General features: G+C 30.6%; 28 protein-coding genes and 1 tRNA gene. 18 read left to right on the top strand and 11 right to left on the bottom strand.

Features of this window, described 5'->3' with window-relative positions; translation table 11 throughout:
- Window positions 1–12 precede the first annotated feature (12 nt).
- The 5 genes from GKZ86_RS11850 (at window position 13) to GKZ86_RS11830 (ending at window position 3,345) form a co-directional block, all read left to right on the top strand.
- A complete protein-coding gene (locus GKZ86_RS11850) occupies window positions 13–882 on the top strand; it encodes a LysR substrate-binding domain-containing protein (RefSeq protein ID WP_154783332.1) in 870 nt (289 codons plus the stop codon).
- Between the two features lie 60 nt (window positions 883–942).
- Window positions 943–1,029 (top strand) — tRNA-Ser (locus GKZ86_RS11845).
- Between the two features lie 411 nt (window positions 1,030–1,440).
- Window positions 1,441–2,313 carry a hypothetical protein gene (locus GKZ86_RS11840; RefSeq protein WP_154783331.1) on the top strand — a complete coding sequence of 291 codons (873 nt, stop codon included), beginning with the start codon at window positions 1,441–1,443 and terminating at the stop codon, window positions 2,311–2,313.
- Window positions 2,314–2,380: 67 nt separating this feature from the next.
- The gene (locus tag GKZ86_RS11835; protein ID WP_154783330.1) at window positions 2,381–2,719 is read left to right on the top strand and encodes an STAS-like domain-containing protein; all 339 of its coding nucleotides are present in this window, start codon (window positions 2,381–2,383) and stop codon (window positions 2,717–2,719) included.
- 8 nt (window positions 2,720–2,727) lie between these two features.
- The gene (locus tag GKZ86_RS11830; protein WP_154783329.1) at window positions 2,728–3,345 is read left to right on the top strand and encodes a hypothetical protein; all 618 of its coding nucleotides are present in this window, start codon (window positions 2,728–2,730) and stop codon (window positions 3,343–3,345) included.
- 119 nt (window positions 3,346–3,464) lie between these two features.
- Here the strand turns inward: GKZ86_RS11830 and GKZ86_RS11825 are convergent, their stop codons facing one another.
- On the bottom strand, window positions 3,465–3,863 hold the full coding sequence (locus tag GKZ86_RS11825) for a helix-turn-helix domain-containing protein (protein ID WP_154783328.1): 399 nt from the start codon (window positions 3,861–3,863) through the stop codon (window positions 3,465–3,467).
- A gap of 278 nt (window positions 3,864–4,141) precedes the next feature.
- On the opposite strand from GKZ86_RS11825, the gene GKZ86_RS11820 reads away from it, so the two are divergent.
- Window positions 4,142–4,318 carry a MarR family transcriptional regulator gene (locus tag GKZ86_RS11820; protein WP_154783327.1) on the top strand — a complete coding sequence of 59 codons (177 nt, stop codon included), beginning with the start codon at window positions 4,142–4,144 and terminating at the stop codon, window positions 4,316–4,318.
- A 129-nt stretch (window positions 4,319–4,447) separates the two neighbouring features.
- On the top strand, window positions 4,448–5,986 hold the full coding sequence (locus GKZ86_RS11815; protein ID WP_154783326.1) for a Fic family protein: 1,539 nt from the start codon (window positions 4,448–4,450) through the stop codon (window positions 5,984–5,986).
- A gap of 153 nt (window positions 5,987–6,139) precedes the next feature.
- Here the strand turns inward: GKZ86_RS11815 and GKZ86_RS11810 are convergent, their stop codons facing one another.
- The 5 genes from GKZ86_RS11810 to GKZ86_RS11790 form a co-directional block, all read right to left on the bottom strand.
- Window positions 6,140–6,646, bottom strand: coding sequence for a GNAT family N-acetyltransferase (locus GKZ86_RS11810; RefSeq protein ID WP_154783325.1), 507 nt, complete (start codon window positions 6,644–6,646; stop codon window positions 6,140–6,142).
- A gap of 32 nt (window positions 6,647–6,678) precedes the next feature.
- Window positions 6,679–7,227 carry a cysteine hydrolase family protein gene (locus GKZ86_RS11805; protein ID WP_154783324.1) on the bottom strand — a complete coding sequence of 183 codons (549 nt, stop codon included), beginning with the start codon at window positions 7,225–7,227 and terminating at the stop codon, window positions 6,679–6,681.
- A 128-nt stretch (window positions 7,228–7,355) separates the two neighbouring features.
- Complete coding sequence (locus GKZ86_RS11800) at window positions 7,356–8,096, bottom strand: SGNH/GDSL hydrolase family protein (protein ID WP_154783323.1); 741 nt, start codon at window positions 8,094–8,096, stop codon at window positions 7,356–7,358.
- A gap of 67 nt (window positions 8,097–8,163) precedes the next feature.
- Complete coding sequence (locus GKZ86_RS11795) at window positions 8,164–8,946, bottom strand: DUF3050 domain-containing protein (protein ID WP_154783322.1); 783 nt, start codon at window positions 8,944–8,946, stop codon at window positions 8,164–8,166.
- A gap of 87 nt (window positions 8,947–9,033) precedes the next feature.
- The gene (locus tag GKZ86_RS11790; RefSeq protein ID WP_154783321.1) at window positions 9,034–10,212 is read right to left on the bottom strand and encodes an acyl-CoA dehydrogenase family protein; all 1,179 of its coding nucleotides are present in this window, start codon (window positions 10,210–10,212) and stop codon (window positions 9,034–9,036) included.
- A 235-nt stretch (window positions 10,213–10,447) separates the two neighbouring features.
- On the opposite strand from GKZ86_RS11790, the gene GKZ86_RS11785 reads away from it, so the two are divergent.
- Entirely contained in the window at window positions 10,448–12,133 is a 1,686-nt protein-coding gene (locus GKZ86_RS11785) for a helix-turn-helix domain-containing protein (RefSeq protein ID WP_228526519.1), read from the top strand.
- 15 nt (window positions 12,134–12,148) lie between these two features.
- On the opposite strand, the gene GKZ86_RS11780 is transcribed toward GKZ86_RS11785, so the two are convergent.
- The gene (locus GKZ86_RS11780) at window positions 12,149–12,298 is read right to left on the bottom strand and encodes an rSAM-modified peptide (RefSeq protein ID WP_154783319.1); all 150 of its coding nucleotides are present in this window, start codon (window positions 12,296–12,298) and stop codon (window positions 12,149–12,151) included.
- Window positions 12,299–12,352: 54 nt separating this feature from the next.
- Window positions 12,353–12,499, bottom strand: coding sequence for an rSAM-modified peptide (locus GKZ86_RS11775; RefSeq protein WP_154783318.1), 147 nt, complete (start codon window positions 12,497–12,499; stop codon window positions 12,353–12,355).
- A 260-nt stretch (window positions 12,500–12,759) separates the two neighbouring features.
- Between GKZ86_RS11775 and GKZ86_RS11770 the strand changes: the two genes are divergently transcribed.
- From GKZ86_RS11770 to GKZ86_RS11725, 10 genes are all read left to right on the top strand, one after another.
- Window positions 12,760–14,325 carry a vitamin K epoxide reductase family protein gene (locus tag GKZ86_RS11770; protein WP_154783317.1) on the top strand — a complete coding sequence of 522 codons (1,566 nt, stop codon included), beginning with the start codon at window positions 12,760–12,762 and terminating at the stop codon, window positions 14,323–14,325.
- 86 nt (window positions 14,326–14,411) lie between these two features.
- Window positions 14,412–14,591, top strand: a complete 180-nt coding sequence (locus GKZ86_RS11765) for a hypothetical protein (protein WP_154783316.1) — start codon at window positions 14,412–14,414, stop codon at window positions 14,589–14,591.
- A gap of 78 nt (window positions 14,592–14,669) precedes the next feature.
- Entirely contained in the window at window positions 14,670–14,822 is a 153-nt protein-coding gene (locus GKZ86_RS11760; RefSeq protein WP_154783315.1) for a hypothetical protein, read from the top strand.
- A gap of 108 nt (window positions 14,823–14,930) precedes the next feature.
- The gene (locus GKZ86_RS11755; protein WP_154783314.1) at window positions 14,931–15,170 is read left to right on the top strand and encodes a hypothetical protein; all 240 of its coding nucleotides are present in this window, start codon (window positions 14,931–14,933) and stop codon (window positions 15,168–15,170) included.
- A 27-nt stretch (window positions 15,171–15,197) separates the two neighbouring features.
- Window positions 15,198–15,389 carry a hypothetical protein gene (locus GKZ86_RS11750; protein WP_154783313.1) on the top strand — a complete coding sequence of 64 codons (192 nt, stop codon included), beginning with the start codon at window positions 15,198–15,200 and terminating at the stop codon, window positions 15,387–15,389.
- Window positions 15,390–15,776: 387 nt separating this feature from the next.
- Window positions 15,777–15,953, top strand: a complete 177-nt coding sequence (locus GKZ86_RS11745) for a hypothetical protein (RefSeq protein ID WP_154783312.1) — start codon at window positions 15,777–15,779, stop codon at window positions 15,951–15,953.
- A 96-nt stretch (window positions 15,954–16,049) separates the two neighbouring features.
- Window positions 16,050–16,229: a hypothetical protein gene (locus GKZ86_RS11740; protein ID WP_154783311.1), complete on the top strand. Its 180-nt coding sequence runs from the start codon at window positions 16,050–16,052 to the stop codon at window positions 16,227–16,229.
- 317 nt (window positions 16,230–16,546) lie between these two features.
- Window positions 16,547–18,739 (top strand): peptidase domain-containing ABC transporter, encoded by a 2,193-nt coding sequence (locus tag GKZ86_RS11735; RefSeq protein ID WP_154783310.1) that lies wholly within the window; start codon window positions 16,547–16,549, stop codon window positions 18,737–18,739.
- 2 nt (window positions 18,740–18,741) lie between these two features.
- Window positions 18,742–20,037: an HlyD family secretion protein gene (locus GKZ86_RS11730; protein ID WP_154783309.1), complete on the top strand. Its 1,296-nt coding sequence runs from the start codon at window positions 18,742–18,744 to the stop codon at window positions 20,035–20,037.
- A gap of 394 nt (window positions 20,038–20,431) precedes the next feature.
- Complete coding sequence (locus GKZ86_RS11725; RefSeq protein WP_154783308.1) at window positions 20,432–20,611, top strand: hypothetical protein; 180 nt, start codon at window positions 20,432–20,434, stop codon at window positions 20,609–20,611.
- Window positions 20,612–20,662: 51 nt separating this feature from the next.
- Here GKZ86_RS11725 and GKZ86_RS11720 read toward each other — a convergent pair whose 3' ends face one another.
- From GKZ86_RS11720 to GKZ86_RS11710, 3 genes are all read right to left on the bottom strand, one after another.
- Complete coding sequence (locus GKZ86_RS11720) at window positions 20,663–21,370, bottom strand: tRNA1(Val) (adenine(37)-N6)-methyltransferase (RefSeq protein WP_154783307.1); 708 nt, start codon at window positions 21,368–21,370, stop codon at window positions 20,663–20,665.
- 111 nt (window positions 21,371–21,481) lie between these two features.
- Window positions 21,482–22,006: a ribosome maturation factor RimM gene (gene rimM, locus GKZ86_RS11715; RefSeq protein WP_154783306.1), complete on the bottom strand. Its 525-nt coding sequence runs from the start codon at window positions 22,004–22,006 to the stop codon at window positions 21,482–21,484.
- 15 nt (window positions 22,007–22,021) lie between these two features.
- Window positions 22,022–22,594: a 30S ribosomal protein S16 gene (locus GKZ86_RS11710; RefSeq protein ID WP_154783305.1), complete on the bottom strand. Its 573-nt coding sequence runs from the start codon at window positions 22,592–22,594 to the stop codon at window positions 22,022–22,024.
- Between the last annotated feature and the right edge of the window lie 202 nt (window positions 22,595–22,796).

The raw sequence follows: 22,796 nt of genomic DNA, 5'->3' as shown, positions 1-22,796 counted from the left end.
AAACTTATCAATATGGAAATTTATCAATTACAATATTTTATTAAAACAGCTGAAGTTCTTCATTTTACAAAAGCAGCTGAATTGTGTTTTGTAACGCAATCCGGATTATCACAACAGATAAAAAAACTGGAAGAAGAACTCGGAATGCCTTTGTTTTTCAGGATTGGTAAAAAAGTACAACTTACTGAAGCTGGATCTGTTTTTCTGATTCACGCCAAGCAAATTATAGAAAATGTACAAAGCGGTAAACAGGCAATTGATGATTTGAACCAAATGATTGGCGGAGAATTACGAATTGGCGTAACTTATATTTTTGGACTTTTGATTCTGCCTGTTGTTAATGCTTTTGCAAAAAGATACCCAAATCTTAAAATTGTCGTAGAATACGGAACAACTGAAGCCTTAGAACAAAAATTAATGAATAACGAGTTAGATCTGGTTTTGGTTATTACGTCGCATGAAATAGATCTTCCTGTTGAGAAAGTGCCTTTATTTACTTCGCAAATGGTTATGGCGGTTTCTAAATCACATTCTTTGGCAGCTTTAGATAAAATTGCATTTAAGAGAATAGAAGAAATTCCGCTTGTTTTACCTGGAAAAGGATCGAATTCAAGAGAATTTGTTGAAGAATTGTTTGCGAGAAATAAAATGAAACCTAAAATTGCGATAGAATTAAACTCTATTCATGCGCTATTGCAAATGGTACATGAAAGTGATTTTGCGACAATTGTAGCCGAAAAAGCCTTAAAAGGCTGGGACGATCTCAAAGCAATCCAAATTACGGGAGTTCCAACGAAAAGAGAATCGTTTATGCTTACGATTGGAAGTTACCAAAAAAAGGCTGTAAAACTGTTTATGGAAGAATTTAGAAAAAGCATGTAAAGTAATGTTTGATTTTGCTTTTGTAACTCAGATTTTTTTGTGTTCTTTGCAGACCAATTTAGAGAGGTGTCCGAGTGGTTTAAGGAGCTAGCCTGGAAAGCTAGTATATGGGTAACTGTATCGAGGGTTCGAATCCCTTCCTCTCTGCTAAATTTTAACTTAAATAATATCAAACCTCGGAATCTGTATTTCGGGGTTTTTTTATTAACTTTCTCCAATTAGCAAATCTGTTGTTTCTGTTGTAATAATCCCAATGCAAAAACTTCTTTTTAAGATGGAAAAACAAGAATTTATTTTTTTACAACACTGTTTGTGGGGTTGAATCAATTTTTCTCGGTTTTATAAAATATAATTATATGATAATTAGTACTTTACTGTTTTTAATAAGACGTATGGTCTCTGTATTGTAGGTCGCATTTTGTAAATTTGTCTATGATTTTTTTATTTTAATTTAGGCTTCAAATTATTTGAACTGTCAAGCTGAAATTACAGAAGATAATGAATAAAAATTTGTGATATGGTTTAAATATGTTAAATTTGAAATAATTAACATGTTAAATGGTGAATGTACTAGAGTCTATTGAAGTAATAAATTATTCATTTTGGGGAGATATTAAGACAAGTATGATTGGTTATGAATCATTACTGCAATTTTTCACCATATGTAATCAACATAAAAATAAAATTATAAAATTAGATTTTTCTAAGCTTAAGTGGTTTGATGCTAATATGTCAGCAAATCTTATTTTATATTGCAATACATTAAAAAAGGAGAATAATATAAAATTTGAAATTGATGCAATAGGATCTTGTGCAGTTGCAGATGTACTACTAAGAAATAATTTCTTTAAAATGGTCATGGATGATGAAGGTTTCAGGGTTGATGACATTAATGAATCTACTATATCATTAGGTAATTTTGATAATTCAAATAGTGACGATTTTGTTAATTATATTGAAGCAAACTTCATCAATCATAGGTCGCTAAGCAATCTTAGTGTGGATCAGAAAATTAATCTTAGCAATAATTATTTTGAAATTTTTGATAATATTGATACTCATGCAAATTCAAGTATCGGCTGTTATGTTTGTGGTCAAATGTATCCACGAAAGAACTTAACAAAATTCACAATTGTAGATCATGGAGATGGGTTTCTCGGAAAAATTGCAATTCGTACTCAAAATGATGATGTTCCAATTATGTGTTCAAAAGATGCAATACTGTGGGCGCTTAGTGGAAACACAACTAAAATAGGTGAGCCAGGTGGGACTGGATTGTCAGGAGTTTTGAAATATTGTTACGAAAGTGGTTCTTCTATGCAGATTATTTCGGGTGATTCTTTTTTTGAGTTTGTTGATAATAAAAAAATATTTAGAAAGATAAATAATAACATAAAGGGGACGACTATTAATTTAATTTTAAAAAACTAAATATAATTATGTACATTTGCATACTTTTTGTATATTAGTACTACTGATAACAGAAATAACTATAATTATGACAAACTTAAAAATTAAGGAAATAATTGGTTCTTCTAATGCAATTCTTAGAAGTTCTGGCTTATCATTGTATGATGTTATTTCCAATGAGATTAAAAGTAATAATAAATTAGTAGTTGATTTTAGCGAAATAGAAAATTTAACTTCTGGTTTTTGCAATGCTTCTTTTGGTAGATTGGCGATGGAAATAGAAAATTTTAGAGATTTAATTATCCTAGAAAATATAGGGAATAATATTTTTGAAGAAAAAATAAATAATTCTCTAAGACACTCCCAATTTCATAATACTACAAACTTTAAAACTACTGATAAAGCAATATTAGACTTATTTAATTAAACTTATAAATGGGTTTAGTTAAAAATATTGTTGGTTTTAATTATTTCGATTATAAATATTATTTTGTAGATACAAATATTTGGATTGCTTTTCTTAAGTATACAATTTTATCAGATAGTGATAAAGATGTAGAGCCTTATATTGCGTTTCTTGAAGATATAATCAATCATAATGAGCGTTTAAATCAGTTGCCTGCTAGTATTGCAAAAAAGGGAACTTATGTAAAAATAGTTTTATCAAATACACTTTTATCGGAAATTATCAACACTTCATTACGTGAAATATTCATGAAAGAATATTTTGGTCAGGCTAAGTATAAGCAATATACATTTAAAAATGATTATCGTGATAATGTGAATAGTGATTATAATACTCAACTCCCTATTTTGTTAGATGATATAAAGTCATATAAAGAGCACATAATTCAAATTGAAGATTATTTCACAAATATACAATACTCAGATCTGCTTAACAAATTGAAACCATCAATGGATTATAATGATATGTATTTTGAGTATATTATACAAAGCTCAGGTCTTGAAATTTGTCTAATAACGCATGACGGTGATTTTTGCCCTACTACGTTTCCAATTTTGACATTAAATAAATCTCTATTGCGTAAATAATAGTGATGTAATTACTTTTATCTATGAATTTCTGGTGTATCCTATAAGTTTAAAATTCAATAGATTTGTATTATAAGCAGGAAAAGACTTATATTGAATCCTGTCTACAGAAAAAAAACTTATTTCCCTTTTAATAATTTCTCCAAATACTCATTCTTATCCTTTTCAGCTTGCACTAAACGTTCGTAAAGCTCCACAACTTTGTCAAGAGGATTGAATGAGCAATTATTTGATTGAATGGCTCCATTGCTATAACTAAAGTCATTATCGTAAATAGTATTAAAGTAATTAATCACATTTTCTTCAGAAAAGTTTTTAATTGCTTCAACAGTTACGCCAAGAGCTTTTGCTACTTCTTTCAACTTTTCTTCGTCTATGGTTTCGCTGTTTTCCATAGCCGAAATAGCTTGCTGATTTGTTCCCAAAGCCTGTGCAAGTGCTTCTTGTTTCATGTCTTTAAGTTCACGAATACGGCTAATTTTTCGCCCTATATGATATGGTTTTGTTACTGTGCTCATGAATCAAAGGTATTTAAAAAATCTTAAAGAAAAATAGATTTCAGTAAAAAACAGGTTCGGTTTTGTAAGATACTGTTTTTATATTTATGTAAGAATACAGTTTTTAGATGATTTAATAAAAACAATAGCCCATCAATCTTCTTTTATGCTATTTGCCGGATGGTTTTATCTTGAAATCTAAAAAATAAGCTCAAAACTTAATCACAAACTCCAAAAAAGCAATAATTATTTATAGGAAAATATTTATTATTTTTGCAATTATTAAAACATAAAAAATCATGGAAATCAAAAATCAAGTATTAGATGCTATAAAAAAAGCCGAACAGCCTGTAAATGTAGGTAAAGTAGTTGAGTTAACTAAATTGGATCGAAAAGAAGTAGATAAAGCAATGAAAATGTTGAAGGATGAAGATTTAATAGTTTCTCCTAAACGTTGCTTTTGGGAAGCAAAATAAGTTTCAAACAGCGTTCGTTTTTACTGTAAAATAGTTATTAGCGTTTGATTTTTATGAATCGCGTTTGTTTTTTGTAAAAATTAAAAGTATCTTTATTTTTTAACAAGCGTGTCTTTTTTATAAAAAACAATGAATAGCGTATTAATTTCTCGTACAGCGTCTGTTTTTGATGGTAAAAAATTACCAGAAGAAGCTACAATAGTTGGTTATACAGCAATCATAGATGGTTTGCATTTATCTTTACCTATGCCCGCAACTATTTCTATTATCAGCAAAAAAAACAAAAAATATTCTACTGAAAATTTCGATGTCTATCCTCCAAGTTACCAGCCTGAAGATACTTTACTAAAACATTTAGTATTTGCTTTGCGATATGAAGGAATCAATTTGTTGTTTTTTAAAAAGCTTTTTGATAAAATTTCAAGAGAAGAAATTGAACAAGCTGTAAATAAAGAACCTACAGGGCAATATGTTCGAAAAATCTGGTTTTTGTATGAGTGGTTAATGAACGAAAATCTTCATATTCCAGATGCCGATGTTAAAATTAAGTATCTTAATTTGATAGATGATAAGAAGCAATTTTCTTTAACAAATGGCTTAAAATCTGCTCGTCATCGAATTATTAATAATTTACCTGGAACTGTAGATTTTTGTCCGTTAATTTTTAAAACAGACAAACTAAAAAGTTATATCGAAGAAAACCTTTCTCAAAAAAAAGATACTTATTTAAAAACCTTTCATAAAGATGTTTTACAAAGAGCATCTGCATTTTTATTACTAAAAGATTCAAAAGCATCCTTTACAATTGAAGGCGAAAATCCTACTACAAATCGTGCTGTGCGCTGGGGAAAAGCGATTGGTCAGGCTGGTTCAAAATCTTTAGACAAGGAAGAACTTATTCGTTTACAGCAAATTGTAATCGAAAACAGCCGTTTTATAGAAATGGGTTTTAGAAAAGAAGGTGGTTTTGTAGGCGAACATGAACGTACAACCGGCGAACCAATGCCAGAGCATATTTCGGCAAAAAAAGAAGATATTGAAAAACTAATTGATGGATTGATTGCTACTTATAAAAAACTCGAAGAATCTAATTTCGACCCTGTTTTGTCAGCTTCGGCAATCGCTTTTGGGTTTGTATTTATTCATCCGTATGTAGATGGTAATGGAAGAATTCACCGTTATTTAATTCATCATATTTTATCAAAAATGAAATTTACACATCAGGGAATTATTTTTCCTGTTTCGGCTTCTATTTTAAATCATATTGATGATTATCGAAATGTATTAGAATCGTATTCGCATTCATTACTTGACTTTATAGAATGGGAAAAAACAAAGTCTAACAATATTGAAGTTTTGAATGAAACCATCGATTTTTACCGTTATTTTGATGCCACAAAGCAAGCGGAGTTTTTGTACGATTGTGTAAATGACACCATTGAAAATGTTATTCCGCAAGAAGTAACTTATCTTCAAAAATACGATGAAATGAAAAGTTATTTGGATGATGTTTTTCAAATGCCAGATAAAATGATTGCATTGCTTATTCGATTTTTGGAACAAAATGACGGAAAACTTTCAAAAAGAGCTGTTGAAAAAGAATTTTCTGTCTTGACGGAAGAAGAAGTAACAGAGATTGAACGTAATTATGAATTACGAATGAAGTAATTGGCGGACTAACATCAAAAGATTTTTATACAAAACTTAATATTTGTTATAAAGAAGTAAAAGAACAAAAGATTTATCCAATATTTTGTTTGCAATTGATTATCTGACAAAAGAACGAACGGATAGTTTAGTTTTGGATATTGAATAATTTTATCAAATCTTAATCTCAAACAAACTAAAAGAACCTTCTTTATAATGTTCCGGTAATTCGTTTGTCCATTCTATAGTACTGATTCCTTTATAGTCAAAACCGCAACTTGTATAATATTTGTTGATTCTTTCGTTTCCGCTGTGCGTGTCAAGTCTAATATAGGATTTGTTATTTTCCTTCGCGTATGTTTTTGCCCATTCTACAATTTTTTTGACATACGATTGACCTCTGAATTTTGGATTTGTGGCAATTCTGTGAAGGTATATTGCAGGATCTTTACTGGCTTCTTTCCAGATAATTAAATCATCAAAAGTGAGCACAAAAGTACAGGCAATTTCATCATCTTCTTTTATTATAAAATGACGGTTTTCTGCTATTTCTTTTTCGATTAGACTTCTTTCAAAACCTCTCCAGCTTTTATTATTAACTGTTTTTTGATATGATGTAGCTTCGTTATAGATTTCGAAAACGGCATCGATATCTTTATTTGTGGTTTTAAAAAATTCCATTATAAGTGTTTTTTATTCTGTAGCATGCACATTTATATACAATCAAAAGTATCCTTGACGATTGTTGCGCCTTTGTTTTCTAAATCGACTAACATTTCTTGTTTTCGTTCTTGTACGTCATTTCCGGTACCTATAAATTCCTGAAGAAGATTGACTTCATAACCTTTCTGGAGCGCATCAAGAGCCGTTTGTTTAATGCAGTATTCTGCCAAAAAACCACATAATAAAAGTTTACGGATGTTATTTCTTTGAAGGAAAATTTTAAAAGCTTCAGATGAAAAACTACTATGCTGCGTTTTTGAAATCAGTTGAGAAGCATCATCAAAATCGATATCAATTTCATGACCTCTCGTGCCTTGAATGCACATTGATATTCCGGCACCAAATTGATCCTTTTGATAATTCGAATAAATAATTACAAATCTATTTTGGTCAAATTGTTTTGTCAGTTTGTTTATTCGGGCTTTAACTTCTTGTATCTGGCTAATATCGGGATGATTTTTTGCGTAAGCTCCTTCAATATCAGTAAAATCCTTTTGTGGATCAATGATTACTATTAATTCTTCAGGGCTTAATTTCATGTTTTTTGAATCTGTTTTCAGAATTTGAATTGTGAAGAATCAACTTTTTACAAAATTAAGTATATTTTTCGGATTATGGTTTTACGATTATCTACTGAATAAATTATATGAAGGTTTCAAGAAAAGATTTAATCCTGCAAAACCACTTTTACTTTCGGTAAAATTCGATCTACAAATAAAGTGTAAGCTTCTTTTGAAGGATGTAGGCCATCTGGAGCGACTAAATCAGGGTTTTGAATACCTCTTTGAGTAATATCTGTAATAGAGATAAAAAGAACTCCGTTTGCCTTGCAATAATTCTCTGCAAAAGTATTGTATTGACTTATTTCATTTGAAATTTTTGTTGTTCCACCAAACATTGTTCCAAAAGGAGTATAGGCATAATCAGGAATCGAAAGAACAATTACATTTTTTTTATCGCCTTTTGCCAGGGTTATTGCTTTTGTAACGAGTTCGGGAAATTCTTTTTCATAAATCGAAAAATCTCTGCCTTGATATTGGTTATTTACTCCAATTAATAAAGTAACCAAATCATAATTTGATTGTGGATTTTGTTCGTTTACAGCCGAAATTAAATTTGAAGTTGTCCAGCCTGTTTTGGCAATTATATTTAAAGTAAAACTTGTTTCGGGATAAATTGCTTTTAAACTAGCATTTAATTGTTCCGGATAACGACAAGTTTCGCAAACACTTTGACCAATAGTATAGCTGTCTCCTAAAGCTAAATATTTTATTTTGCTTGCAAGCGGAATTTTTGGAATTGAAACTATCGGATCACCTGAAGTTTCTGAATTTGTTTCATCAGCACTACAGCTTAAAAGGAATACGGAAAGAATAACGGTAACTATTTGTTTGATTTGTGATTTCATAATTTGTTTAAATTAGATTCAGGCTCGTTCTAAACAAATAGTTACGTTAAATATATTGTTTTGGTTTTTAAACCATTTCTGTTTTCATCAGAATTTCTTCTTCAATGGCATTCCAAAGACCGATTCGTTTTTCTAATGCAAGAATCGAAATTTCTTCAACTTCTTTCCATTTTTGAGCGTCATCTTCACATAAATCAGAAATCATTTTCATAGCCATTGGTCCGTGTTCATCGGCGTCAAGTTCTATGTGTCTTTCAAAGTAATAAATCAATTTATTTAAATTGGCTTCAGGTAAGTTTGTTTGAAAGTTTTTCAGGATTTCGGTAAACATACTCGGAATCAAATCTTCTCTTCCAAAAGTAAATGCAGCAGCAATTTCATGTGGTTTACCTTCTTCAATAACTCTAAAAGTAAAATCTAAAAAAGCTTTTACATTAGGATGTAATGAACTTTGTTTGATGGCAACAAAAATATTATGAAGCGAATTTACTTCAGATAGAAAATTATTAATTCCGGTTGTATCGGCACCAAAATCTTCCATTGCTTCAAGATACATTTCGTAATGGCTTTGTCTTCTTCCGTCAATCGTTAAATCAGTTTCTTCTGCAAGAACAATTTCGTTGATTAAATATCTTGTTTCCGGATTTTTTGTTGCAAACCAAGGCGTTGTTGTACAAGTAAGTTTGGCTTGCAGCGCTTTTAATAATGACATAAAATCCCAAACAGCAAAAACATGGTTCTCTACAAAACTGTGCAGATCATCAATACTTTGAATTTTATTGTATAAAGAATGTTGTAAAAGTTGTTCTTTTTGAGGTTGAATGCTATTGTGTATAGTTTCAATATTCATTTGCGTAATTTTTATGCAAAGATAAAAAGCTTCTCGTTAAGAAGAAGCTTTTCGTATTGTTTTTGTATATATTTTAATAGTTGTCTACTATTTAAATGCTGCAATACCAGTTACATCCATTCCTGTTATTAATAAATGAATATCATGTGTTCCTTCATAAGTAATAACACTTTCAAGATTCATCATGTGACGCATGATCGAATATTCGCCGGTAATTCCCATTCCGCCTAGCATTTGTCTAGCTTCACGAGCAATATGAATTGCCATGTCGACATTGTTGCGCTTTGCCATTGAGATCTGAGATGTTGTTGCTTTTCCTTCGTTTCTTAAAACACCTAAACGCCATGTTAATAATTGCGCTTTTGTAATTTCGGTAATCATTTCGGCCAGTTTCTTTTGTTGCAATTGAGTTCCTCCAATTGGTTTTCCAAACTGAATTCTTTCTTTTGCATAACGCAAAGCAGTATCGTAACAATCCATTGCTGCTCCAATTGCGCCCCAGGCAATTCCGTAACGTGCAGAATCTAAACAGCCAAGTGGTGCTCCTAATCCGGATTTATTTGGTAATAAATTCTCTTTCGGAACCTTAACATTATCAAAAATCAATTCTCCTGTTGATGATGCACGAAGAGACCATTTATTATGAGTTTCAGGAGTTGTAAAACCTTCCATTCCGCGTTCTACAATTAAACCATGAATTCTGCCTTCTTCATTTTTTGCCCAAACAACAGCAATATCTGCAAAAGGAGCATTTGAAATCCACATTTTTGCACCATTTAAAAGATAATGATCGCCCATATCTTTAAAATTAGTAATCATACTTCCCGGATCAGAACCATGATCTGGTTCAGTTAACCCAAAACATCCCATAAATTCGCCAGTAGCCAATTTTGGTAAATATTTCATTCTTTGTTCCTCGTTTCCATATTTCCAAATAGGATACATTACCAATGAAGATTGAACAGATGAAGTTGATCTTACACCAGAATCGCCACGCTCAATTTCCTGCATGATTAAACCATACGAAATTTGATCAAGTCCGGCACCACCATATTCTACAGGAATATAAGGGCCAAAACCGCCAATTTCTCCAAGACCTTTTATAATTTGCTTTGGAAATTCTGCTTTTTGAGCGTATTCTTCTATAATAGGAGAAACTTCTCTTTTAACCCATGCGCGTGCTGATTCTCGAACCAATTTGTGTTCGTCTGTCAATAAATCATCAAGGTTATAATAATCAGGTGCTTGAAATAAGTCTGGTTTCATGTTTAGTTAGTTTTACAAAAACAAATTTACGCAATAAAAATATAACAAAACAATGCTAAATTGTTATATTTTTACAACAAGTAATGAAAATAAATAAGAATAAGACGAATTAATACTAGTTTATTGGGTTTATATAAGCTATTTTTGATTTCCAAAAACATATTAAATGAGGCTGATCATCTCTTTTCTACTTTTTCTTGTTCTGAATATCACTTTTGGTCAACAAAAGAGAGAATTGACAGAACAGGAGTATCTAATTTTGCAGGATAAAATTCGGCTAAATACAAGCAAAAACTTAGATAGCTCTTTTGTATATGTACATATGATGGAAAAATCTAACAATAATAAACACTTGGCTTTTGCTAATGGTGCATTGTCTTACTTATTTCAGTTAAAAAATAACACTCTCAAATCTAAAGAAAAATATTTGTTGGCATTTAAATTTTTAGATAAAATGCCTGAATCTACAGAAAAAACACGTCTTAAATCATACTTATACAACTACGGAGGACTAATAGAATATAAAAGAGCCAATTATAGTGAAGCGCTTGAAAATTATCAACTAGGGATTAAACTTTCTTTACAATTAGATGATATTATTCAGATTGTAAAATTTAAAAGCAATATTGCATTCGTTAATGAGGCAGTAGGTAATTACGAACTAGCTATTAAAAATTTGAGACAGCTTGATGTTGTGGTTAACAATAATGAAAATTTTTATACTAAAGAACAATTTAATACTATAAAAAGCAACAACAATATTACTTTAGGAGGGTCATATGAGAGTCTTTATATGAAAAACCAAAGTAAAAAATATTTGTTAGACTCTGCTGCCTATTTTTATACAAAAACAATTTCTTTTTCACAAAATAATCCGGGTAATAAAATGGCCGCCAAAATAAGTTTAGGTAACATTTATTACTTGAAAAATGATTTTAAGAATGCTGAAAAAACATACTACGACATTGTAATTTTTGCTAAACAAAATAAACTTAACAGAGAATTTACGATCGCCAATTACAATTTGGGTAATTTATATTTTGATTCTAAAAAATATGATAAAGCACTCGTTTTCCTAAAAAGAGTAGATTCAATTTCTCAAGTAAATAATTTTGAAGACGAAAATTCCTTAAAGGCAAATTATTATTTAGCTAAAATTTATAATATAAAAAAGGAACCTGAATTAGCTTATAAATACTCTAAAATTTATTTAAATAATTATGAAAAATCAGAAGCTAAGTTGAGTAATGAGGCTTTAGAAGTTAATTATAAACTAGGTACTGATGATTTGAGTGATGAAATGGTCACTATTCAGAAAAAATATGAAAACGAAGTATTTTTTAATAAAGCATTAAAAGTATTTTATGTCTTATTGGTAATTGGAATTGTCTTTTTACTCATAAAAAATATAAGAGATAAAAATAAGGCACATAAAAAGATGAATGCTTTAATTGAGGAATTTAAAGCGAATTTAGAGAAAAAAGAAAACGAGTCTATTTTAGAAATAGAAACTCATGAAACATTAGAATTAGACGATATTCAACTTAAAAAAGAGAATGTCAATCTAAGTATAGATGAGGCTAAAGAAAATAAAATTGTCGAAAAATTGTTGGCGCTTGAAAATAAATTAGAATATCTAAATGCCGATTTTACTTTACAATATGTTGCCAAAAAAATAAAAACCAATACTACTTATTTATCTTATGTAGTAAATAAACGATTTGGTAAATCATTTGGAGAATACTCGAATGAGCTTAAAATTAATTATGTAATTAACGAAATGATTACCAATCATATGTATCGAAAATATTCTACACAGGCCATTGCAGAAAGTGTAGGATTTAAAAACGCGGTATCTTTTGCCAAATCATTTCGCAAAAGAACTGGAGTATCTCCAGCTCAGTTTGCGAATAATATTTAATTAAAATTGTCAATTTTACGAAGTTCCACCATTACCTCCAATGCCACCTTTATTAGGATCTTTTGGGGGATCTATAGGATCATCTCCACCTCGAACTGTTTTTTGTTGAGATTTAGATAACATTTCTATCTTAAAACTTTCAAACTTTAAATTTTTACCTGCCATGATTTTATAAATTAAGGTTTATCTTTTATATTAATTTAAATTCTTTTTGTAAGATTATGTTGTCCCACCATTTCCTCCGGTGCCACCTTTATTAGGATCTTTATCATCCTCTGGAGCATCTCCTCCACGAACTGTTTTTTGTTGTTTTTTTGTCAATTTTTCTACTGCAAAATCTCCTAGTGTTAATGTCGTATTTGTCATGTTTTTACGTATTACGGTTATTGATATTTCAAAACTAGACAAAAAGGAAAACCCTTAATCGAAAATGGGCTTTTGAGCTTTTTTAACGAAGTAAATTTAATATAATTTATTGATATACAATACATTGTGTTAATTATTCTGACTGATATAATTTATAAATTGTATGTAGTATAATTAATAAAATGTGTGCCTTTAGGCATTTTTTTTAAATAAAAACACCAATATTTGCATTGTCGTTATGATTTAAAAGACAAAACAAGATGCTAAAATTAGTACAGAAATTTCTTCAAATTAATAAATACTCGGAGGTAAAAAATGAGTTCAAAGATTTGTTTCTTTCTCATCCAAATTATCCAAGTTTATTTGCAATAACAGATTCGTTAGATTTGTTGTCTGTGGAGAATGCTGCTGTAAGAGTTTCTAAAGAACAGATAGAAAATTTACCATCTAATTTTTTAGCTTATTTTAAGGATGAACTTACTTTAGTAGAAAGAGCAAAAAACTTTGTTCGAATAGATACTATTAAAAATGGTATTCAAAAAATATCATATGATAGTTTTCTTTTAGACTGGAATGGGGTAATTGTTGCAATTGAACCAAATAATGTTATTGCAAGAGAAAATTTTGAAAATGAATATAAAGATTTAAAGTATTATTTTCCTTTATTACTTTTAGTTGGTCTTTCATTTTTCTATAATAGCTATAATGTATTTAGTCTGGTGTTTTTAACAACTTCAATTTTAGGATTAATTATTAGTGTATTTATTGTTCAGGAAAAATTGGGATTTAAAACTAATATTATTTCTAAGTTTTGCAATCTTACAACAAATACATCTTGTAATTCAGTCATTAATTTTGATGTTATAAATTCAAAATGGATTAGTTTTTCAGATTTACCATTAATTTTCTTTAGTTCATCTTTTCTCGCAATATTGCTTCGACCATCAGATTCGGTAATTTTCATTGGGTTCTTGAGCCTTTTGGCTATTCCTATTATAGTAACCTCTGTTTGGATACAAAAATTTGAAATACAAAAATGGTGCGTTATGTGTTTAGCAGTTTCATTTTTGGTTTTAACACAAAGCTTTATTTGGTTCGCATCAGATTTATTCACATTAAGTTTCAGTTTAACAAACGTATTTCCGTTTTTATTTTCACTGATTCTTTTAACGTCAATTTGGCTGGTAGCAAAACCGGTGGTAAAAAACATTTTGAACAGTGACAATAACTTAAAAGAGCTTAAAAAATTTAAAAGAAATTATACGTTATTAAATTTTTTATCAAAAAAGGTTCCCAATACAAATGGATTTGAAGATTTAAGAGGTTTGCATTTTGGAAACAGAAATGCAGGAATTAAGCTTTCTATAATTTTAAGTCCAAGTTGCGAACATTGTCATAAAACATTTCAGGAAGCATTTGATTTAGTTTTAAAGTTTCCGGACAAGATATTTCTAAATATACTATTTAATGTTAACCCTGAAAATGTTGATAATCCATATAAAATTGTTGTCGAAAGGCTTTTAACAATAAACAGATCAACACCAGGAAAAATTGTAGAAGCAATTTCAGATTGGCACATTAAGAGAGTTGGCCTTAAAAAATGGCTTAAAAAATGGAATACGGAACCTGTTAGCATGATGATTAATCAGGAAATACAAAAACAATACGAATGGTGTTCTAAAAATAATTTTAATTATACACCGGTTAAAATTGTAAATGAAAAATTATTTCCTCACGAATATGAATTAAACGAATTAAAATATTTCTTAAACGATTTTGTTGAAGAAGTTGAGATTCTTGAAGAAGAATTTGAAAAGATAGCATAAAATTACCCTCACAGTAATTTACAGACAGAAACTTCAAATGTCTTAAAATGATTGAAGTGTTAATAATAGATTAAAACCTTATTGTAATGCTAAAAAATATTTTAAACCTTGAAGGAGCTGAAGAACTAAGTGCAAATGAGCAAAAAACAATAGTTGGAGGTAATGCTCCGGTTTGTAACGAGGGTTCTTTTGCGAAAAGATGTACAGAGTTTGGAACTGTGCCAGCTTATTGGGACTGCGTGCCTAACGGAACAAAGTTTTGTTAATTTAATGAACAAACAAATTTTCAACTGTTTTATAAAAGTATTGAAGACCATTATTAACCCAAACAAAAAACAATCATTATGTTAAAAAACATTTTAAAACTTGAAGGAGCTCAAGAGCTTTCTAAAGAGGAAAAAAAAGTTATCAAAGGTGGATTAGCATGCTATGAGGACGGAACATGTCCAAAAGGATCTATTTGCGAATATGATTCTTGGCGTTGTATAAGAGCCTAGTTTAAGTTTAGAATTAAAGATGGACAGAGGAAATGAAAAATTCCTCTGTTACTTAACAAAAGGGTTGATTTTATAGTTAATAAAGAATGATTGCTAAAAAATAAAATTATGCTAAAAAATATTATAAATCTGGATGGAGCTCAAATGCTAAGTATAAAAGAGCAAAAAAGCATTTTAGGTGGATTACCGGTTCAGCCTGATAATTGTAAATGTTTTTGTTATAATTCATCAAACCACAAGGTAAGCGCTTATTGTTTTTCATATTGCCCTGACGGAACAATTCCCGGATTAGAAGAAGGAAGCACAGGCAACTGTAAATTTCCTCTTGCACCAAATCCTGAATTATAATTTTTTATCGCTCATTATAATATATATATGTTAAAGAAAATTTTAAACCTGGAAACCGCTCAAGTAATAACCAAAATTGAGCAGAAAACAATCAAGGGAGGAATTCCTGAATGTTGGGTTTTTGCAATCGAAGCCGGATGTGTTTTAATATCTGTTGGCCAAACGTGTCCGTTGGATACTACAGCTGGTGTTTGTGATTCAAATCGTCTTTGTTGCTAGTTTTTTTCTTAAACTTTTAACAATAAAACAGTAATACAATACAGCCTTATTAAAATTTAGTCATGTTTTTTTTAATTTGTAGGCGCTCGATCGTGGAACATTGAGCAAATATCCCAACATTGATGATTGGTGTCGGGATTCTCAGGAAAGGTGGTCACTGAGTTGGTTTTAATTGGTTAGGGCTAACCAGTGCCATTCCTAGAGAAAATTGTGTTATTACATTTTACACTTTTTTAGATATTTAAACAGAGAGGAGTTATTCTCTCTGTTTTTTTTACGTCAAAATTAATGTTGTATGAATTTTAGTATAAATACAAATTAAAATAGACAGAAGCTTCAAATGTCTTAAAATGATTGAAGTATTAACAAATCAAAAAAACCGTAATTATGTTAAAGAAAATTTTAAAATTAGAAGGGACTCAGGAATTAACAAGAGAGCAGAAACAATCTATTAAGGGAGGAATTGCTTGTAGTTTTTATGGAGATCCTGTTTGTGCCGTAGGACATCATTGTGTGGGCTATGATCAGGGGGGTGAAGGTCACTGTGAGCAAATTAAACCATAAACCGGTTATTTAAAATTAAGAAGTAGATAGGACTGTAATTAAGTAATCTATCTTGTTAAAGCACTAATTTAATATCAAACAAAAACAAAACAAATCATGAAAAGTTTAAAAAATTTAAAAGGAGTTGAGGTTTTGAGTAAAAATGAGCAAAAAAGTTTAATAGGAGGAGGAGGTCCCGTAGCTTGTTATTGTCCTGATGGTACTTTTGCTGGTATCGTTATGGACGGCGAAGGTTGCGGAGGTGTTATTGATCACAATTGTCCTTTAGATTCTTAGAAATTAAATAGGTTAAATAGAGTTTTAAGTGTCTTAAAGATAATCAATTAGGAAAAAGAACGCTATTGCCCATAGAATTGAAATAATAATAAAAGCTTTGCTATTTGTTTAGCAAAGCTTTTCTGTTTCGATAAAAAATTCTGTTTTATATATAAAATCTAAAAGTGATTAAAGTGTATCTCAGGTTTTGAAAATATGTGTTGTTTGAAATAAACAAAATTAATTAAATCAAAAATTTTCATTTGGATATTTTAACAACTGTATTCATTTTTTAAGAATTTTTGTATAATATTGCTATAAAATAAACCAATTAAGAATTGAAAAAATTCACCAATTACAGACAGGCAGATCATAAGGATTGTGGACCTACATGTTTAAAAATAATAGCTAAACATTACGGGAAAACGATTCATATTCAGGAGTTGCGAGATACTAGCGAAACAACTCGTGAAGGAAGTAATTTGCTTTTTTTGAGCGACGCTGCAGAGAAAATTGGTTTCAGGACTTTAGGGGTTAAATTAAATGCAAAAAGATTAGAAGAAGCACCATTACCTTGTATTCTGCATTGGAATCAAAATCACTATGTAGTACTTTATAAAATCAAAAAAGGAATTTATTACGTTTCTGATCCTGCTTTTGGGTTAATTGAGTATACCAAAAAAGAATTCATCAAATTATGGATAGGAAATAATGCTGGTGAATCTACTCAGGAAGGAATTGCATTATTGGTTGAAGCAACACCAAAATTCTTTCAGACTGAATTTGATAAAGAAGATAAAAAAGGTATAGGATTTGGATTGTTGTCTCAATATGTCCTGAGATACAAATCATTTTTGGTTCAATTAAGTATTGGACTTTTGGCAAGTACTTTGTTGCAGCTGATTTTTCCTTTTTTGACTCAAAGTATTGTTGATATTGGGATACAAAACCAAAATATACATTTTATTTATCTGATTCTTTTTGCGCAATTATTTCTCTTTGCAGGAAGAACAGGTTTAGAGCTTATCAGAAGCTGGATATTATTACATCTTTCTACAAGAATAAATATATCGCTGATCTCTGATTTCTTCATTAAATTAATGAATCTGCCCATTTCATTTTTTGATGTTCGCATGACAGGTGATATTATGCAAAGAATTAATGATCATCGTAGAATCGAAAGAATTCTTACCACATCTTCATTAAACGTTTTGTTTTCTGTGATCAACATGATAGTTATGGGAGGCGTTTTGGCGTACTTTAATATTCAGATATTTTTAGTGTTTTTCGTCGGAAGTATATTTTATTTTGGCTGGATTACTTTGTTTTTAAAAAGAAGAGAAGTTCTCGATTATAAACGTTTTGCAGAGGTTTCTCAAGAGCAAAGCAAAGTAATGGAACTCATTAACGGAATGCAGGAAATAAAGCTCCATAATGCCGAAAAGCAAAAGCGCTGGGGTTGGGAATATGTTCAGGCAAGATTATTTAGGGTTTCGATAAAAGGATTGATTTTAGAACAAACCCAAACAATAGGTTCTTCTGTAATAAATGAATTAAAAAATATTTTCATCATATTTCTTTCCGCCAAATTAGTTATTGATGGTTCCATCACACTGGGTATGATGTTGGCGATAAGTTCGATCGTAGGAAGTTTAAACGGGCCAATTACACAACTTATTGAGTTTGTACGAGAACTTCAGGATGCAAAAATATCATTGGCAAGATTATCTGAAATTCATGAAAAAGAAGATGAAACACAACAAGAAGTCCATCAAACTAGTGATGTTCCGTATGATACGGATATCGATATAAAAAATATTTCGTATCGTTATTTAGGATCTGATGTTCCTGTTCTGGAAAATTTAAGTTTAATAATTCCTGCCAATAAAGTTACCGCAATAGTAGGCGTTAGCGGAAGCGGAAAAACGACACTTATGAAATTGTTGCTTAAATTTTATGAACCCAATAGTGGTGAAATTAATATTGGAAATACACATTTGAAAAATATTTCTCAAAAAGCATGGCGATCCAATATTGGGGCCGTAATGCAGGAAGGTTTTATTTTTAGTGATACAATTGCCAATAATATTGCCATTGGAGTTGATAAAGTAGACAAAGAGCGATTGGTTTATGCTGCAGATGTAGCGAATATAAAAGAATATATAAGTGGTTTACCGCTCGGGTATAATACAAAAATTGGTGCAGAAGGTTTAGGAATGAGCAGCGGACAAAAACAACGTTTACTTATAGCAAGGGCTGTTTATAAAAACCCTGAAATATTATTTTTTGATGAAGCCACATCCGCTTTAGATGCCAATAATGAAAGAGAAATTATGCGCAAACTGGATATTTTCTTTAAAGATAAAACAGTTGTTGTTATTGCACATCGTTTAAGCACGGTTATGAATGCAGACCAGATTGTGGTTTTAGACAAAGGAAAAATTATCGAAATCGGTTCTCATTCTGCTTTAGTAGAACAAAAAGGGAATTATTTTGAGCTGGTTAGAAATCAATTACAATTAGGAAATTAATCATGGCTGACGATAATACTACATTCGAATTAAGAAGTGAAGAAGTTCAGGACATTCTCACCAAAGTACCACACTGGATGATACGTTGGGGAACAGTTTTGATTTTCGTGATCATTTTTATGCTATTTTTTGTTTCCTGGTTTATTAAATATCCGGATGTGGTCAATACAGAAATTGTGATTACGACCAACATTCCGCCAGAAAAAATAGTTTCTAAAACCTCAGGCCGAATTGAAGCCATTTTGGTAAAAAATAAAGCAATAATAGAAAAAAACACAACATTGGCTATTATTGAAAACACGGCTAATTACAATGATGTTTTTTTATTAAAAAGAATAGTTGATAGTTATTCTGTAAATGATTCAAAAAAAGATTTTCCGTTTGCTTTGCTCAAAAATGCACAATTAGGAGAAATAGAAAGTGCTTACGCTGTTTTTCAAAAAGATTATCAGGCACATGAATTAAACAAAGATTTACAGCCTTTTGAAGTAGAGAACAGGGCTCAGAGTTCTGAAAATATTCAAATAAAAGAAAGATTGGATATTCTGCAACAGCAAAAACTAATCAATGAAAGCGAATTACAGCTTCAAAAAAATGAAGTTGCCCGTTTTGAAACGCTTTTTAATAAAGGAATTGTTTCGACTCAGGAAATGGAAGCTAAAAAACTAACTTATCTACAGGCACAGAAGAATTATAAGAGTCTTTTATCGTCTATTTCTCAATTAAGGTCGTCTTTGATCGATAATACAAAATCAAGTCAGAATTCCCATATAAATAGCACTAAAGAAGAGGTAAATTTAGGACGCAATATGGCACAATCATTTTATCAGCTTAAAAAAGTGATAAAAGACTGGGAATTGAATTATACGTTAAAATCATCAGTCAGTGGTGTTGTTACTTTTTTGCAGGTCTGGACAGAAAATCAAACGATAAATTCCGGCGATAATGTGTTTTCTATTATCCCAGATGCTAAAAATGGTTTTGTGGGCAAAGTAAAAGCGCCGGCACTGAATTCCGGAAAAATAAAAGTAGGACAAAAAGTGAATATACGCTTGTCAAATTTTCCAGATAGAGAATTTGGAGTTTTATATGGTAAAATTCAAAATATTTCTTTGGTTCCGGACAAAGATGGAAATTTGTTATTGGATGTTGCGCTTCCAAACGGATTAAAAACTTCGTATAAGAAACAAATTCTATTTCAACAGGAAATGAAAGGAAGCGCCGAAATTGTAACCGAAGATTTACGTTTGCTCGAAAGAATTTTATATCAGTTTAAAAGTATTTTTGAACAAGTTTAGCATTATTCTAATAATTTAAAGCTTCATTTTTTTTGCCAATTTTTAATTTAACAAATTAGTAAAAAAATGTTTCTAATTAACTTCTTTTTTCCTTCAATTTAAAAGATCAATATTTATCTTTATAAGGTTAGTTTTACATAATTGCTTTGATGGTGGTTTTGTTATAACTCATTTATTATAACGGATGATTGTGTGCTGATTTTGTAAATAAAAGAAGAAATCACTTCTCACATAGGCTAACATTTTTATGTCATTTTAATTTTCAACTCCCCCGTTGAATGGCTCTTTTTTCTATAATTCTAAAACGAATTAAGATATTCTTGCGCAAGAGTAGACATAAGACTCAAGTGTCTAAAAATGATTGAGTTATTAACAAATGTATAAATTTTAAATTATGTTAAAAAAAGTTTTGAACTTACAAGGGGTTGAAAAGTTAACTGAAAAAGAACAAAAATCAATAAAAGGAGGAGATTCGAGATATTCTGATGCAACAGGCTATTGTGTGAATCCAAGTCCAACTTGTGGAGGAGTTTATCCTGTACAATATCCGGGAAGCTGGTGCTGCCAAAGATAATTATATAATAAGTTATAGAGAGGGAGCTGTGGCTTTCTCTCTATGTTAAAATTAAAATTTTAAATAAAAATCCTTAGTCAATTCAATATAATCCGGAGTATATATGTGCCTGTCGATTTCGATTGTTAATTCATCGATTTCAATTTCAGGATTTTCATTTCGGCTAAAAGCCAATAAGCTGCGTTTAATTAAAGAAGTTGGAGTTCCTTTTACACGTGTAATTTTTGTTGGATATAATTCAGACTCTTTTGCTAAAGCAATGAAATTCTCTTCTTCTTTGAATGGAAGAATTACGGCAAATATTCCATTTTCTGAAAGTAATAAATCAGCTGCTTCAATTAATTCTTCAAAAGGCATAGCGTCCTGAAAACGCGCTAAATCACGTTGTTCATTTTCGGTTTTGTAATCTTCAGAATAAAAAGGAGGATTAGAAACAATCAAATCGTATTCGTCTTCCGGTTCATCTATAAATTCATCCAAACCCGCATGAAAACAAAATAAGCGATCGCCCCAAGGAGAATTTTCGAAATTTCCGACAGCTTGCTCATAAGCATCTTCATCAATTTCAAGAGCATCAATTTGTTCTGCATGAGTTCGCTGAGCCAGCATCAAAGCAATAATTCCCGTTCCCGCACCAATATCCAAAACACTAAACGGATTATGATTTACCGGAGCCCAGGCACCTAATAAAACACCATCTGTTCCTACTTTCATAGCAGTTTTGTCTTGTAGAACTGAAAATTGTTTGAATTGAAACATCAGAAGAATTTAAGATTTATGATTAACGAGTGCTGATTTTTGATTTTCTGTGATAAAATAACAAAGTTTTGATTTTCGATTAAACAAATAATCGATTAGCCAAATTAACTTTTATAAGTACATTTCCACCAATCCTTCAGGCAGATTCATGATAACCTTTTTATTATCACGGTCAATTTTTACAAGAAAATGATCAATCATCGGAATTAACATTTCGACTTCACCATTTAAAACTTCAAAAAGGGGTTGTGCAGTAGTATCGTTAACGGCAACAATTTTTCCAAAAACACCTACGCGTTGGTCTTCGATTTCGAAACCAATAACTTCATGGAAGTAAAATTTGTTACCAGAAAGTTTTGGCAACATATTTAAAGGAAGATAAATAGCATTACCCATAATGGCATCTGCATCTTCTTCGGTATTCATGTCTTCAAAACGGATTCTTAAAAAATCATTTTTGTGCAATGAACTTTTTTCAATAAAAAAAGGAACCAAGTGTTTATTGCATTCAATAAACACTGATTCCAGATTTTCGTATAACTCAGGTTCGTCCGTGTCTAAATAAGCCAGAACTTCACCTTTGAAACTAAATTTTTTAGCGATTTTACCTAAATAAAAACATTCTTCTTTACGCATTCTCGCTAGCTAAAATTATGCTTCAGTTGTTTCGTTATTTTCTTCAGCAGCAGGAGCTTCTTCAGTAGCAGCTTCCGCTTCAACTTCAGTTACTTCTTCTTCAACTGCAGGAGTTGCAGCAGCGATAGCATCAGCTTCAGCCTGAGCTGCAGCAGCTAAACGTTTAGCATTAACTTCTTGTTCTGCTTTAAAAGCTTTAGCTTTAGCATCAGCTTGCGCTTTTGTTAAACCGTCTTTTTTAGCATCAACTTTTCCAGATTTAGCTTCTAACCAAGCAGCTAATTTAGCATCAGCTTGTTCTTGAGTTAAAGCTCCTTTACGAATACCTCCATCAAGGTGGTGTTTCAATAAAGCACCTTTGTAAGAAAGAATTGCTCTTGCAGTATCAGTTGGTTGTGCACCATTGTGTAACCATTTAACTGCACTATCAAGGTTTAAGTCGATAGTTGCCGGGTTAGTATTTGGATTGTAAGTACCGATTTTCTCTAAGTATTTACCATCTCTTTTTGAGCGTGCATCTGCAGCTACAACCCAGTAAAAAGGTTTTCCTTTTTTACCGTGTCTTTGTAATCTAATTTTTACTGACATAATCGTATGATTAAATTTTGAGGTACTCGACCTCTGTTAATTAAGGGCGCAAAGATATAATTTTTTTCTGAATTGTACATTCAAATCATTATAAATAAACATTGATCTGTTTTTGTCTTAAAAAGAGTCGTTTTATGAGGTAAATTTTATTTATTTCTTCAAATGAGATACTTTTGCCTAAATCATGTTTTAAATACCACAA

The sequence above is a fragment of the Flavobacterium sp. LC2016-13 genome, assembly GCF_009707955.1.
Taxonomy (GTDB): Bacteria; Bacteroidota; Bacteroidia; order Flavobacteriales; family Flavobacteriaceae; genus Flavobacterium.
The sequence above is the reverse complement of the archived record's forward strand: the minus strand, read 5'-3'. Positions and strand labels throughout refer to the sequence as shown.

Bases quoted from the DNA above. Each gene is read 5' to 3' on its own strand.
- GKZ86_RS11850 (WP_154783332.1), top strand. From the start codon at position 13: ATGGAAATTTATCAATTACAATATTTTATTAAAACAGCTGAAGTTCTT.
- GKZ86_RS11840 (WP_154783331.1), top strand. From the start codon at position 1,441: ATGGTGAATGTACTAGAGTCTATTGAAGTAATAAATTATTCATTTTGG.
- GKZ86_RS11835 (WP_154783330.1), top strand. From the start codon at position 2,381: ATGACAAACTTAAAAATTAAGGAAATAATTGGTTCTTCTAATGCAATT.
- GKZ86_RS11830 (WP_154783329.1), top strand. From the start codon at position 2,728: ATGGGTTTAGTTAAAAATATTGTTGGTTTTAATTATTTCGATTATAAA.
- GKZ86_RS11825 (WP_154783328.1), bottom strand. From the start codon at position 3,863: ATGAGCACAGTAACAAAACCATATCATATAGGGCGAAAAATTAGCCGT.
- GKZ86_RS11820 (WP_154783327.1), top strand. From the start codon at position 4,142: ATGGAAATCAAAAATCAAGTATTAGATGCTATAAAAAAAGCCGAACAG.
- GKZ86_RS11815 (WP_154783326.1), top strand. From the start codon at position 4,448: ATGAATAGCGTATTAATTTCTCGTACAGCGTCTGTTTTTGATGGTAAA.
- GKZ86_RS11810 (WP_154783325.1), bottom strand. From the start codon at position 6,646: ATGGAATTTTTTAAAACCACAAATAAAGATATCGATGCCGTTTTCGAA.
- GKZ86_RS11805 (WP_154783324.1), bottom strand. From the start codon at position 7,227: ATGAAATTAAGCCCTGAAGAATTAATAGTAATCATTGATCCACAAAAG.
- GKZ86_RS11800 (WP_154783323.1), bottom strand. From the start codon at position 8,096: ATGAAATCACAAATCAAACAAATAGTTACCGTTATTCTTTCCGTATTC.
- GKZ86_RS11795 (WP_154783322.1), bottom strand. From the start codon at position 8,946: ATGAATATTGAAACTATACACAATAGCATTCAACCTCAAAAAGAACAA.
- GKZ86_RS11790 (WP_154783321.1), bottom strand. From the start codon at position 10,212: ATGAAACCAGACTTATTTCAAGCACCTGATTATTATAACCTTGATGAT.
- GKZ86_RS11780 (WP_154783319.1), bottom strand. From the start codon at position 12,298: ATGGCAGGTAAAAATTTAAAGTTTGAAAGTTTTAAGATAGAAATGTTA.
- GKZ86_RS11775 (WP_154783318.1), bottom strand. From the start codon at position 12,499: ATGACAAATACGACATTAACACTAGGAGATTTTGCAGTAGAAAAATTG.
- GKZ86_RS11770 (WP_154783317.1), top strand. From the start codon at position 12,760: ATGCTAAAATTAGTACAGAAATTTCTTCAAATTAATAAATACTCGGAG.
- GKZ86_RS11765 (WP_154783316.1), top strand. From the start codon at position 14,412: ATGCTAAAAAATATTTTAAACCTTGAAGGAGCTGAAGAACTAAGTGCA.
- GKZ86_RS11760 (WP_154783315.1), top strand. From the start codon at position 14,670: ATGTTAAAAAACATTTTAAAACTTGAAGGAGCTCAAGAGCTTTCTAAA.
- GKZ86_RS11755 (WP_154783314.1), top strand. From the start codon at position 14,931: ATGCTAAAAAATATTATAAATCTGGATGGAGCTCAAATGCTAAGTATA.
- GKZ86_RS11750 (WP_154783313.1), top strand. From the start codon at position 15,198: ATGTTAAAGAAAATTTTAAACCTGGAAACCGCTCAAGTAATAACCAAA.
- GKZ86_RS11745 (WP_154783312.1), top strand. From the start codon at position 15,777: ATGTTAAAGAAAATTTTAAAATTAGAAGGGACTCAGGAATTAACAAGA.
- GKZ86_RS11740 (WP_154783311.1), top strand. From the start codon at position 16,050: ATGAAAAGTTTAAAAAATTTAAAAGGAGTTGAGGTTTTGAGTAAAAAT.
- GKZ86_RS11730 (WP_154783309.1), top strand. From the start codon at position 18,742: ATGGCTGACGATAATACTACATTCGAATTAAGAAGTGAAGAAGTTCAG.
- GKZ86_RS11725 (WP_154783308.1), top strand. From the start codon at position 20,432: ATGTTAAAAAAAGTTTTGAACTTACAAGGGGTTGAAAAGTTAACTGAA.
- GKZ86_RS11720 (WP_154783307.1), bottom strand. From the start codon at position 21,370: ATGTTTCAATTCAAACAATTTTCAGTTCTACAAGACAAAACTGCTATG.
- rimM (WP_154783306.1), bottom strand. From the start codon at position 22,006: ATGCGTAAAGAAGAATGTTTTTATTTAGGTAAAATCGCTAAAAAATTT.
- GKZ86_RS11710 (WP_154783305.1), bottom strand. From the start codon at position 22,594: ATGTCAGTAAAAATTAGATTACAAAGACACGGTAAAAAAGGAAAACCT.